The sequence below is a fragment of the Arthrobacter sp. CC3 genome (genome assembly GCF_039907775.1).
Lineage (GTDB): Bacteria > Actinomycetota > Actinomycetes > Actinomycetales > Micrococcaceae > Arthrobacter.
This window is the reverse complement of sequence record NZ_JARCCY010000009.1, coordinates 123,522-136,021: the sequence shown is the minus strand read 5'-3', so window position 1 is coordinate 136,021 and position 12,500 is coordinate 123,522. Positions and strand designations below refer to the sequence as shown.

The 12,500-nt window shown below is 65.8% G+C and carries 9 protein-coding genes and 1 pseudogene; 2 read left to right on the top strand and 8 right to left on the bottom strand.

Annotated features, from left to right (window positions below):
- Nucleotides 1-63: 63 nt before the first annotated feature.
- The 3 genes from PV761_RS07720 to PV761_RS07710 are packed head-to-tail and all read right to left on the bottom strand — an operon-like array spanning nucleotide 64 to nucleotide 3,100.
- Nucleotides 64-1,179, bottom strand: a complete 1,116-nt coding sequence (locus PV761_RS07720) for a ribosome small subunit-dependent GTPase A (RefSeq protein WP_347895654.1) — start codon at nucleotides 1,177-1,179, stop codon at nucleotides 64-66.
- The gene (gene aroA, locus PV761_RS07715; RefSeq protein ID WP_347895652.1) at nucleotides 1,169-2,545 is read right to left on the bottom strand and encodes a 3-phosphoshikimate 1-carboxyvinyltransferase; all 1,377 of its coding nucleotides are present in this window, start codon (nucleotides 2,543-2,545) and stop codon (nucleotides 1,169-1,171) included. Before aroA ends, PV761_RS07720 begins: the two co-directional genes overlap by 11 nt.
- Nucleotides 2,546-2,551: 6 nt before the next feature.
- Nucleotides 2,552-3,100 (bottom strand): DoxX family protein, encoded by a 549-nt coding sequence (locus PV761_RS07710; RefSeq protein WP_347895650.1) that lies wholly within the window; start codon nucleotides 3,098-3,100, stop codon nucleotides 2,552-2,554.
- A gap of 362 nt (nucleotides 3,101-3,462) precedes the next feature.
- Between PV761_RS07710 and PV761_RS07705 the strand changes: the two genes are divergently transcribed.
- Nucleotides 3,463-4,272 carry a sigma-70 family RNA polymerase sigma factor gene (locus PV761_RS07705; RefSeq protein WP_347895648.1) on the top strand — a complete coding sequence of 270 codons (810 nt, stop codon included), beginning with the start codon at nucleotides 3,463-3,465 and terminating at the stop codon, nucleotides 4,270-4,272.
- Nucleotides 4,269-4,529 (top strand): mycothiol system anti-sigma-R factor, encoded by a 261-nt coding sequence (gene rsrA / locus PV761_RS07700; RefSeq protein ID WP_028270137.1) that lies wholly within the window; start codon nucleotides 4,269-4,271, stop codon nucleotides 4,527-4,529. Before PV761_RS07705 ends, rsrA begins: the two co-directional genes overlap by 4 nt.
- 282 nt (nucleotides 4,530-4,811) lie before the next feature.
- On the opposite strand, the gene PV761_RS07695 is transcribed toward rsrA, so the two are convergent.
- From PV761_RS07695 to PV761_RS07675, 5 genes and pseudogenes are all read right to left on the bottom strand, one after another.
- Complete coding sequence (locus PV761_RS07695; RefSeq protein ID WP_347895646.1) at nucleotides 4,812-5,435, bottom strand: PadR family transcriptional regulator; 624 nt, start codon at nucleotides 5,433-5,435, stop codon at nucleotides 4,812-4,814.
- Nucleotides 5,436-6,263: a DUF4097 family beta strand repeat-containing protein gene (locus PV761_RS07690; RefSeq protein WP_347895644.1), complete on the bottom strand. Its 828-nt coding sequence runs from the start codon at nucleotides 6,261-6,263 to the stop codon at nucleotides 5,436-5,438.
- 41 nt (nucleotides 6,264-6,304) lie between these two features.
- Nucleotides 6,305-7,384: pseudogene (locus PV761_RS07685) on the bottom strand (serine hydrolase domain-containing protein).
- A 349-nt stretch (nucleotides 7,385-7,733) separates the two neighbouring features.
- Nucleotides 7,734-8,333: a GDSL-type esterase/lipase family protein gene (locus PV761_RS07680; protein WP_028270134.1), complete on the bottom strand. Its 600-nt coding sequence runs from the start codon at nucleotides 8,331-8,333 to the stop codon at nucleotides 7,734-7,736.
- A gap of 175 nt (nucleotides 8,334-8,508) precedes the next feature.
- Nucleotides 8,509-12,315: a multifunctional oxoglutarate decarboxylase/oxoglutarate dehydrogenase thiamine pyrophosphate-binding subunit/dihydrolipoyllysine-residue succinyltransferase subunit gene (locus PV761_RS07675; RefSeq protein WP_347895642.1), complete on the bottom strand. Its 3,807-nt coding sequence runs from the start codon at nucleotides 12,313-12,315 to the stop codon at nucleotides 8,509-8,511.
- Nucleotides 12,316-12,500: the final 185 nt, after the last annotated feature.

Genomic DNA, 12,500 nt, shown 5'->3' with positions numbered 1-12,500 from the left:
GGTTCCAAACTACCGTCTCTTGGCCGGCCGGGCGGGATGTCAGGTCCCTGGCCCCTCCGCCTGCTAGGAAACGATGCCGAGTTCCTTCGCTTCCTGCGCTTCCATCCGGGGATCGGTACCGAGCAACCGGCGCAGGGACGCGAGCCGCGCCGCGCCCGACGGCCCTGCGTGTCCCTCGGCCACCCAGGCGTCCACTCCGCAGTTGACGGCGGACGCATCATGCTTGCAGCCGCGTTCGCAGGAATCCGTGCCGGGTTCGAGGTCGGGGAACGAACGCAGGATCCGGTCCGGGTCGACGTGGGCAAGGCCGAACGACCGGATGCCCGGGGTGTCAATGATCCAGCTTCCGGCCGGCGCGTCACTGATCCGCAGGGCCAGTGCCGACGACGACGTGTGCCGTCCGCGCCCCGTGACGGCGTTGACTCCTCCCGTGGCCCGCTCAGCGCCGGTCAGGGCATTGACCATGGTGGACTTCCCCACGCCCGAATGCCCCAGCATGACGGTGACCTTCCCGTCGAGGTGCGCACGGAGCTGCGAGACGGCGTCGCTGTCGAGGCGCGCGGACAGCCCGTCGTCCGAGCGGGCATCGATGCCGGAGGCGGCGGCGTCGGCGGTCCGGCTGATGATGACCGGGAAATCAAGGTGCCGGTAGTTGGACAGGAGTTCGGTGGGATCCTTGACATCCGCCTTGGTGACCAGCAGCAGCGGCTCGATGCCGGCGTCGTAGGCCGCCACCAGGGCGCGGTCGATGAAACCGGTGCGCGGCTCCGGATTGGCAGCGGCGACCACCACCACGAGCTGGTCCGCATTCGCCACGACTGCCCGCTCAATCGGATCCGTGTCATCGGCGCTCCGCCGCAAAAGGGTGCGCCGGTCCTGGATTTTTACGAGCCGGGCAAGGGTGTCCGGTTCTCCGGAAACGTCACCCACCAGGGACACGAAGTCCCCGGCCACCACCGGCGAACGGCGCAGTTCGCGTGCCCGCGCGGCCACCACGATGCGTTCGTTGCCGCTGTCTTCGCCCACCACGGCCGTGTAGCGCCCGCGGTCCACCGTGATGATCCGGCCGGTCACGGCGTCGTCATGGCTGGGCCGGTCCTTGGTCCGGGGACGGGTACCTTTCTTGTTGGGACGGACCCGGATGTCGGATTCGTCCCATGTGCCGGTGCTACGCCCCACTGGCCTGTTCCGTCTGCCGGGCCGGCTGTGGTGTCAGCATGGCTTCCCACAGCTGCGGGAAGTCCGGCATCGTCTTGGACGTGGTGCCGATGTCTTCAACTTCGACGCCGTGAACGGCGAGGCCGAGGATGGCCCCGGCGGTGGCCATCCGGTGGTCGGCGTAGCTGTGCACGATGCCGCCGTGGAGCTTCGCTGGCCTGATTATGAGGCCGTCGGCGGTTTCCTCCGCGTCCCCGCCCAGCCGGTTGATTTCCGTGACGAGCGCGGCAAGCCGGTCGGTCTCATGGCCGCGGAGGTGCGCGATTCCGGTCAGCCGTGACGGGGTTGTTGCCAATGCGCACAGGGCTGCCACGGTCGGTGCCAGTTCGCTGGTGTCGGCGAAGTCCGCGCCCTTGATTTCCGGTCCGCCCGTGACGGTGAGTGTCCCGTCGGCCAGCGTGACGGTGGCGCCCATGGCAGCCAGGATGCTGCGCCAAAGGTCGCCGACCTGTGTGGTGGGCGCGGGCCAGTTGGGAATGCGGACGGTACCGCCGGTTGCCAGGGCTGCTGCGAGGAAGGGGCCCGCGTTGGACAGGTCCTGTTCGATGCGCCGGTCGAAGGCCCGGATCGAGCCCGGTGCCACAACCCAATGGTTGGGGACGGAATCGTCCACTGATACGCCGACTTCCCGCAGCACGGCCACTGTCATGTTGATGTGGTCAAGGCTGGGGACCGGCTTGCCCACGTGCTCCAGGTGCAGGCCCTCGGTGAAACGCGCACCCACAAGGAGCAGGGCCGACACAAACTGCGATGAGGCGCTTGCATCAATCACCAGGTGCCCGCCGCGTACTTCGCGGGTGCCGGCCACCGCGAAGGGGAGCGACGACGGCCGGGTGCCGTCAGCGGCCCGGACATCGACGCCGAGGGCGGCCAGCGCCTCAATGATGGTGCCCATCGGCCGCTTGCGGGCGTGCGGATCGCCGTCGAAGACTGTGGCGCCGCTGCGGAGCGCGGCCACCGGGGGGACGAAGCGCATCACGGTACCCGCGAGTCCGCAGTCGATGGCGGCGTCCGCCGCCGCGGCGTCCTGTGCGAGGGGGGTTATTTCAAGGTCGGGCCCGAATGAGCCGTCCCCGGGGACTTCCCGGATTCCGGCCCCCAGTTGGCGGAGTGCCTGGATCATCAAGGCCGAATCGCGCGAGTGCAGGGGTGCCCGGAGGCGGGACGGCCCGTCGGCCAGGGCAGCAAGGACCAGGTACCTGTTGGTGAGGGACTTGGAGCCGGGGACGGTGACCGTGGCGTCGACCGGCGCTTCTGCGAACGGTGCTGGCCAGGTGTTGTCCGCAACCGGGGCGGACGGTACTGGGGCGGGGGCGGTGCCTGTCATTCGTACTTATGCTTTCACGGCGTGGTCCACGGCCTTGCGGACTGCTTTATCGGCCTTTTTGAGATTCTTGCTGGTGGTCTTCCGGGCGTCTGCAGCCAGGTGGCTGGCACCCTTGCGGGCGTCGGCTGCCAGGTGCTCGGCCCGCCATGCCAGGCTCGGCTTGCCCGCGGTATCCACGGACGCAAGCAGCACGCCGCCGGTGAGCGTGACGTTCTTCAGGAGCTGGGTCCGCCGCGCGTCCCGGCCTTCCTTGGTCGTGATGTCGGCGCTGCGCCACTCGACGAAGGCGTTCAGCGCAGAAATGATGGCCAGTACGGAGGCTGCCAGCCGGGCCGACTTGCCCATGGCGAACAGCACGCCCGCGCCCACCTGGGTGCCTCCGATGACGCGTGCCAGTACCTTTTCGTTCGTGGCGAACGGGAGGGAGTCCGCAGCCCGGCGCAGCAGGGGCGAGAGCTGCGTCGCAGTGTCATCCGCGTTCTTTAGCTTGTCCAGGCCGGCAAGAACGAAACTTGAGGCCAGCATGGGCCGGGCGAGAATACGGACTAACGACATGAATTTCCTCCTGGGTGGACGAGCCGCGGAACATCTGCGGGGGAACCGGTTCTAGTCTTGCACTTTTGCGGAATATTTGCCCGCCGGCTGTGGTTGTGAAAGGCAGGTCCCGATGAGTCACGGGCTGTGCTTGGCCACGGCCTAAGGCGCTTGCGGACGCCCGGAGGCCGGGCGCTGAAAGCGTTCGCACGGGCGCCCCACGACGGGCGCCAACAATAAGGACACAGAGCGGAGTTGGAGCGTTGACATTGGTTAGGGGCAGCGTGGAACTACTTGCGCCACTGGAGTTCTCCGGACGCGGCGATGATGCCGGCGGGCAACCGCCGGTGGGCTCGGGGCGCGTCACAGTAGACTTGAAGGCAATGAGCACCATTGATCCGGCCGTTGCGGCCATATACGAGGCTGCCGGTAACGACGCCAAGACCAACAGCGGGCGCCCGGCGGATGCCGGGGCCACTGCGGAAGCTGCAGCCAGCCCGGACGGCTTGGCCAGCACGGGCGGCGCGGCAAGCCCGAACGGCGGGCGTGCTGCGGAAGCGGAGGTCGACGTCGTGTCTGAGACCTCCGAGGAACGCAGGCTGCGGTTTGAACGCGATGCCATGCAGTATGTCGACCAGCTCTATTCGGCCGCCATGAGGATGGCACGCAATCCCGCCGATGCCGAGGACCTGGTGCAGGAGGCATACACCAAGGCTTTCTCGGCGTTCCATCAGTACAAACCGGGAACCAACCTCAAGGCGTGGCTCTACCGGATCCTCACAAACACGTACATCAACCTCTACCGCAAGAGGCAGCGTGAGCCGCTGCAGTCGAACTCAGACACCATTGAGGACTGGCAGCTGGCGCGGGCGGAATCGCACACTTCGTCCGGCCTGCGTTCGGCCGAAGCGGAAGCGCTGGACCACCTCCCGGATTCCGATGTGAAGCGGGCGCTGCAGGCGATTCCGGAGGAATTCCGCCTCGCGGTGTACTTCGCCGACGTGGAAGGGTTCGCGTACAAGGAAATTTCAGACATCATGAACACCCCCATCGGCACTGTGATGTCCCGGCTTCACCGCGGCCGCAAGATGCTGCGCGACATGCTTGCGGACTACGCCGCAGAGCGGGGTTTCAAAGCCGCAGCCGATTCCGGTGCCGCGGCCGAAAGCACAACACAGGAGAACAGGAAATGAGCGACTGCCAGGGACTGGGCGATTGCGACGACGCCCGGATGCAACGTATTTACGAATACCTGGACGGTGCGTTGACACACAGCGACATCGCCGAGATCAAGGACCATCTGGACGGTTGCCCGGAGTGCCTTGAAGAGTACGATCTCGAGTGCGTCATCCGCAAGGTGGTCAAACGCTCCTGTACGGAAGCAGCCCCGGAGAACCTGAAGAACGCCATCCTGGACCGGATCCACTCGATCCGTCCTGTCGAAGCTTAGCTTCGCCGGGAGCCCGGCGGGAGGGCAGCTGCTCCCCGAATTCACGGCATTCACAGCGAAGGGCCCCGGAAACCATGTGGTTTCCGGGGCCCTTCGCTTTAATGCTCATGTTCCAAACCGTAGCTTAGGTGTTGGGGCGCTTCCCGTGGTTCGCGCCGCCACGCTTACGGTCACGACGTTTACGTGCACGCTTGCTCATAGCTGGCCTCCTTAATCTTGGTACTCAAAAGAGCTGCCCTCAAGTCTCCCACATCACGCGACGGCCCGCGAACCGGGCCCCGCTCAATGACTGCCGGCGTTCAGGGAGTTGCGGATGGATATTTCGGCCTGGTCCAGGACCGTCCGGATCGTCTCGAGCGTGACGCCGCTGATGGGTGCGGCGCCGGCCTTTACCCGGAGCTCCACACGGAGGTTGTCCCTGAAGGCCTGCACCAGCATTTCCGCCTCTTTGAGCGTGCGGTCGCCTTCGGGAGTGTGCCGCGTACCGCGGTCAGTGAACCCTGCGGAACGGGCAGACGTGCGCGCGGCTTCGGCAGTGGCGGCAAGGTCGGCCCGGAGCCCGCGCATGTTGACGCGGATATCCTCCCGCAGGTTGTCGGCCAGCCGGCGAACGGAGGCGGAAATGTCATTCTCCACGCCGGCCAGTTCGTCCCTGCGCCGGTTGAGCTCCACCAGGCCGGCAGGGGTGATGCGGTAGTTGGTGCGGCGCCCCTCGGCTTCCGTGGCCACGAGCCCTTCTTCCTCCAGCTTGCCGAGGCGCGGATAGATCGTCCCGGCGCTGGGGGAGTAAGTCCCCCCAAAACGCTCGCTGAGCGCTTTGATCAGTTCGTAGCCGTGTTTGGGGCCCGACTCCAGCAGGGAAAGCAGGTAAAGGCGAAGCGCGCCGTGGGCGAAGACCGGAGGCATCTAGGCGTCCGTTTCGGTGTCCGCGGGCGACAGGCTGTGGATGATGGACGTCTTTCCGGAGACGGAGTTGGTTCGAACAATCATCAGCTGCGCGTCCGGGCCGGCGATCGTCTGGACCTTGCCGCCCGGATGGACGTACTTCTGGTCGTCGATGACCACGGTGCCGCCGGCGGATTTGGCCACGACGTCCACGCCGACGTCCTGGGGCAGCCGGAGGGTCAGATCGCCCGATACCGAATTGGCTCCGAAGTCGTGGGTGAACCCGTGAAGGTCGAAGCTCATGTCGCCGCTGACGGTGTTGGCGCGGATGTTGCTGAACCGGCCGGACGCGGTAACTTCACCGGAAACGCTCTTGGCGGTAAGGAAGCCGTCGTGGTTCCGGGCGATGACTTCACCGCTGACCGTGTTGACATGGAGTTCGCCGCGGGTGCCGTCCGCCATGACGGATCCGGAGACTGTGTTTAGCTTGGTGTGGCCGCTGATGCCGGAGACGAGGCCGTCCCCGCTGACGGTGCCGGCCTCCACTTCCACGCCGGCAGGCAATGCGATGCTGATGACCACGGAGTTGGTGCTGCTGTTGTTGACCGTGTCCATCAGGTTCTTGAACCAGCCCTGGGCGCCCTGTAGCTGATGGCGGACCTCAAGCCGGCCGTTGACCAGGGTGACCGTCAGCGGATCCCCGTGAATTTCGGATACCTCGATCCGCGTGACATCCTCGGCGTGGGTGACCACATCGAACCGTCCCCGGATGATTCCGAGTTTGAGTGACCTGACGCCGTCGATGTCGATCGTTTGCGGACCGGTGACGGTCCAGGTGTTCTCGTCCACTGCGCCTCCAAGTTGCGATATATCGTGAATATGATCCGACGTTATATCGCGTCTTGCCCAAAAGCAATACGTCGTGCCCAAAAGCAATGCACGGCGGCCGCTAGCGGTAGATCTTTCCGATGAGCGTCCGGGCAATCGTGGTGGCCGGATCCCGGCCATCCGGCGTCGGGGCCAGATTCGTCCAGACGACAAGTGTGACTTTGGGCAGCGGGGTCATGGCCGGCGAAGCTGTTGAAGCCGGGCAGTTCACCGGTGTGCCCGAAGAGCTTCCCGAATTTTGCGATCCCCAGCCCGTAGAGCGCGCCCCCGGGGTCGTCGGCCTTGACGGGCTGTGGACTGTCCAGGCGCTGCTTCTGCAGGGCGGGGTCCAGGACCTTTCCGCCGCCGAGTGCCTCCGTCCACATTGCCAGGTCTTCCGCGGTCGAGATTCCGGACCCGGCGGCCCAGGCCCACGAGGGGTTCATGGCTGTCTGGTCGGTGGGCTGGAGCGTCCCGTCGGCGGCGGACTTTTGCATGTCCTCGGGAAGGGCCGGGTGGTCGAGGGGCAGCACGTTGTTCCCGTACATGTACCACTGCGGGTGCGGGTCCGGAAGGGCGTTGGATGCCTGCTCCGGAAAGACGGATCCGGTCAGTCCGAGCGGGGTGAACAGCCTGTCGCGGAACGCTGCGGTGAGCGGTTTGCCGTCCAGGGCTTCCGCGATCAGGCCGAGCAGCACCGTGTTGGTGTTGGAATAGTGGAAGCCCTCGCCGGGAGCGAAATAGGGCGGGTGGCGGAAGGCAACGGCGAGCAGTTCTTCGGGGGTCCACGCCTTACCGGGATCGGCATCGAGGACCTGGTTCACTTCCAGCGCCTCGGTGTAGTTCTAGAGGCCGCTGCGCATCGTCAGCAACTGTTCGATGGTGATGTTGGCGCCGTTGGGCACGTCCGGACGGTAGTCCGCCACCGCGTCTTGGAGCTTGATCTTCCCTTCCTGGACCAGCTGCAGGATCACAGTGGTGGTCCAGGTCTTTGTGATGGAACCGATCCGGACGTGGTCCGCGGGGGTCACGGGGTCGGTTCCGCCGTAGGTTCTCACTCCGTACGTGTAGGTGAGGTTCCCGCCGGGGGTCCGCAGCAGCATCACCGCGCCGGGGACGCGCAGTTCCTGGGCAGCATCCCTAAAAGTCTGTTCCAGCGCCGCCTGGTCGAACTCCTGCAGCGCAGCGTCGGACGAGGCGGCGGGGGAGGAGGCTGAGGGGGACGAAGCTGCCGGGGAGGAGACTGCGGACGAGGGGGAGGAAGCAGGCGGGGCAGGCGCCGGGCCCGCACTGCAACCTGCCACGGCAAGCATCAGCGCTGCGGCCAGCGCTGCCGGGGCGGGGGAGCCCGTGGGGATTCCGGGAACGTTCATGGACCCACAACCTTATGTCGACGGCGTTATGGGCCCCATTGGGTCACGTTCGGGCGTGAGGTGTCAAGCACCTCCGGATCTACTCCGGGGCGGCGATACCCAGCCACTGGAACCAGCCGCGGTGCAGCACCAGCCAGGCCATCAGCCCGTAGCCGGCCTGTCCCGGCGTTCCGCCGTTCGCTGCCAAATCCTGCCGCCACTGCTCATGGTTGAGCAACGGGGAGAAGGTGTCCACATACAAGTGCTTGCGCCGCGTGGTGACGTCGGCGAAGGCCGTGTTCAGTTCGCCCAGCCGGCGGTTCTGCGAGGGGTCCAGGGACGGCGGCGGACCCACCACAAAGACCTCGATCTTGTTCTGGGACGCGGAGTCCAGGATATTGGCAAGGTTCAGGCGGCTGCGGGCCGTGGAGAGGCCAAACTCGACGTCGCGTCCGCTCAGGCCGATCACAAGCCGGTTTTCGTGGTTGTTGCCGAAGCGGCGGCCCGCCTCATCGAGCCAGCGCGCGGCCAGGCCCTCGGTGCCTTCCTGCGGACAGGGGAGGGGGTAGCACTCAACAGTGATGCCGTCCTGCGGAGTGCGGGCCAGCACACGGCCCAGCCAGCCGAGTGCGCGGGGATCGCCCAGGCCGGCCAACAGTTCATCTCCAACAGCCGCAATCCGCAGCTTCCTGTCTTCCACGACTACCTCTTTACCTCAATATGCAATTGGTTCAGCGTTCCATGGAAAGGGGCTGCCAGCCAACTCCGCGACCGGCGTCGGGCGACACGTGCGTCGGGCAGCGCCACCCCTTCCATTAAGCAGCGCTGCCCGGCCGGAGACGAAAATGTCGAGTTCCGGCCGGGCAGCGTCCAGGCTACTTCCGGGCAAACGCCTGCTTGAGGAGGGTGTCCTGCTCCGCAGCGTGCCGCTTCATGGAGCCGGCAGCCGTGGAGGCCGAAGCCGGACGCGAGACCAGGCGCACCCGGCGGTCCAGGGCGTCGGGCAGGTTCAGGCCCATGAACGGCCACGGGCCCTGGTTGGCCGGTTCGTCCTGTGCCCACACCACGTCGGCGTTGGGGTACTTGGCGAGCTCGGCGGCGATTTCAGCGGCGGGCAGCGGGTAAAGCTGCTCGACGCGGACGATCGCCGTCGTCTTGTCGCCGGTCTTCTGCCGCGTGGACAGCAGATCGTAGTACAGGCGGCCGGACACCAGCAGCACACGCTCGACGGCGTCCGCCTGCAGCTGTTCGTGCTCTCCGATGACGGGCTTGAAGGTGCCGGTGGTGAAGTCCTCCACGGAAGACGCTGCGGCCTTCAGGCGGAGCAGCTGCTTCGGCGTGAAGATGATGAGCGGCTTCCGCGGCCGGCTGTATGCCTGGCGGCGCAGCAGGTGGAAGTGGGAGGCCGACGTCGTGGGGTTGGCTACGATCATGTTCTCTTCGGCGCACATCTGCAGGAACCGCTCGATCCGGGCGGATGAGTGGTCCGGGCCCTGGCCTTCATAGCCGTGGGGCAGCATCAGCACCAGCGAGGAGCGCTGGCCCCATTTCTGCTCGGCCGAAGAGATGAACTCGTCGATGATGGTCTGCGCGCCGTTGACGAAGTCACCGAACTGCGCTTCCCACAGCACCAGGGCGTCAGGGCGTTCGACGGAGTAGCCGTATTCGAAGCCCATGGCAGCGTATTCGGACAGCAGGGAGTCGTAGATCCACAGCTTGGCCTGGTCATCGGAGAGGTTGCCCAGGGGCAGCCACTCATTGCCGTTGGCACGGTCGTGGAACACGGCGTGGCGCTGCACGAAGGTGCCGCGGCGGGAGTCCTGGCCGGCGAGCCGGACCGGAACGCCTTCCATGATGAGGGAGCCGAAGGCCGCGATCTCGCCAAAGCCCCAGTCGATGCCGCCCTCGCGGGACATCTGTTCACGCTTCTCAAGCAGCTGCTTGAGCTTGGCGTGGACCGTGAAGCCCTCGGGAATCTCGATGTGGGCCTTGCCGATGCGCGCCAGGGTCTCCGGGGAGATCGCGGTGGACGCCGGCGCGTTGATGCCGGAGTCGGACTGCTGGGCGCTGGGCCGTTCGATATCGGACACGGCGGCGGAATCCGCGGTGATGATCGGGATCGGGGAGGTCTGCGCGGCGTGGGTCTCCGCGAAGACGCGTTCCAGGCGTTCCTGGTAGTCGCGGAGCAGCTGCTCGGCTTCTTCCTCGGTGATGTCGCCGCGGCCGATCAGCGATTCGGTGTACAGCTTGCGTACGGAGCGCTTGGCTTCGATCAGGTTGTACATCAGCGGCTGGGTCATCGAGGGGTCGTCGCCCTCGTTGTGCCCGCGGCGCCGGTAGCAGACCATGTCGATGACAACGTCCTTGTGGAAGCGCTGGCGGAACTCGTAGGCAAGCTGGCCGATGCGGACCACGGCCTCCGGGTCATCGCCGTTCACGTGGAACACCGGAGCCTGGATCATCTTGGCGACGTCAGTGGAGTAGGTGGAGGAACGCGACGACGAGGGTGCCGTGGTGAAGCCCACCTGGTTGTTGACCACCACATGGATGGTTCCGCCGGTGCGGTAGCCGCGCAGCTGGGAGAGGTTGAGCGTTTCCGCCACCACACCCTGGCCTGCGAAGGCGGCGTCGCCGTGCACCATGATGGGGAGCACGGGGAAGGCCTCGCCCTGGTCCAGGCGGTCCTGCTTGGCACGGACGATGCCTTCGAGGACGGAGTCCACTGCCTCGAGGTGCGAGGGGTTGGCGGCGAGGTAGACCTTCGTCTCCTTGCCGTTGTCCGAGGTGAACGTGCCCTCGGTGCCGAGGTGGTACTTGACGTCGCCGGAGCCCTGCACGGAGCGCGGGTCCTGGGTGCCTTCGAATTCGCGGAAGACCTGGGCGTAGGTCTTGCCGGCGATGTTGGTGAGCACGTTCAGGCGGCCGCGGTGGGCCATGCCGATTGCCACTTCGTCGAGATCGTCGTCGGCCGCATCGGAGATGATGGCGTCCAGCAGCGGGATCAGCGATTCGCCGCCCTCCAGCGAGAACCGCTTCTGGCCCACGAACTTGGTCTGCAGGAAGGTTTCGAAGGCTTCCGCGGCGTTGAGCTTGGAAACGATGCGCAGCTGCTCTTCGCGGCTGGGCTTGGAGTACGGGTGCTCCAGCTGGTCCTGGAACCACTTGCGCTCGGCCGGGTCCTGGATGTGCATGTATTCGATGCCGGTGGTGCGGCAGTAGGCGTCACGGAGTACACCGAGGATGTCGCGGAACGCCAGCATGGGCTTGCCGCCGAAGCCGCCGGTGGGCCACTCGCGGTCGAGGTCCCACAGGGTCAGGCCGTAGGTGAGGACGTCCAGGTCCGGGTGCTTCCGCTGGACGTATTCCAGCGGATCGGTGTCCGCCATGAGGTGGCCACGGACGCGGTAGGAGTGGATCAGCTGCTGGATCCGGGCGACCTTGTTGATTTCGTCGGCCGGGTCCACCTGCAGGTCCGGGCTCCAGCGCACGGGCTCGTACGGAATGCGCAGGGACTCGAAGATCTCGTCGTAGAAGTTCTGTGCACCGAGCAGGAGCTGGTGCACGAGCTTGAGGAACTCGCCGCTGCCGGCACCCTGGATGACGCGGTGGTCATAGGTGGAGGTCAGCGTGAGGACCTTGCTGATGGCGTTATGCGCGATGATCTTCTCGCTCGCGCCCTGGAACTCGGCCGGGTAATCCAGTGCGCCGACGCCGATGATGGCAGCCTGGCCCTTGGAGAGGCGGGGCACGGAGTGGACGGTGCCGATGCCGCCCGGGTTGGTGAGGGAAACCGTGGTGCCGGAGTGGTCATCGGCGGTCAGCTTGCCGTTGCGGGCACGCTTGATCAGGTCTTCGTAGGTGTGCCAGAACTCGGAGAAGTTGAGGGTCTCCGCCTTCTTGATGTTCGGCACCATGAGCAGGCGCGTGCCGTCCGGCTTGGGCATGTCGATGGCGATGCCGAAGTTCACGTGTGCCGGCTGGACCGCGACGGGCTTGCCGTCCACTTCGTCGTAGTAGACGTTCATGGACGGGAACTGGGACAGTGCGCGGATGACGGCATAGCCGATCAGGTGCGTGAAGGAGACCTTGCCGCCGCGGGCCCGGGCCAGGTTGGAGTTGATGACCACGCGGTTGTCGATCAGCAGCTTCGCGGGAATGGCGCGGACGCTGGTTGCGGTGGGAACTTCCAGGCTGGTGACCATGTTGGAAGCGATCGCCTTGGCCGGTCCGCGGAGAACGGAGACAACGTCCTCTTCGGGAGCCGTGGGAGCCTTGACGTTCTTCGGCAGCTGGGCGGGGATGGGCGGAGTGCCTGCGGATTCGGGCTTCTTTGCGCCGTCACGGGCAACAGTGGCGGGTGCTTTCTTCGCCGGGGCTGCGGGAGCCTGGGCGGAAGCGGCCGGGGCGGCAGCGGCCGGTTTGGCGGCTGCCGGCGACGGTGCCGGTGCGGCCGGAGCGGGAGCTACAACGGGAAGTTCGCGGGTTGAGGGATCTGCGGGCGCCGGTGCACCGGAGGTCCCGTTGGAAGACGAGCTGTCACCGGCGTCGAAGGATTCGAACAGGGGCCACCACTTGGCATCTACCGTGTTCTTGTCCTGCTGGTAACGCTCGTACAGTTCGTCAACGAGCCACTCGTTTCCGCCAAATTCCTCTGGTAGACGGTGGCTAGGCTGCTCTGGCACTTGAAATACGCCTCTTCCATGAGTTTGATTTCCCTCTGGTCGCCTTCGGTGCCTCAGCACAACAATCGAACCAGTCTCTGCGTCCTGTGAACCCAGACCTTTGCCAGTCTAGTGACGATCCTTGGTTAACTGCCAATAAGGGTGACCCAAATCATGTAGCGGCGAAACTATTGCGCGAATAAGCT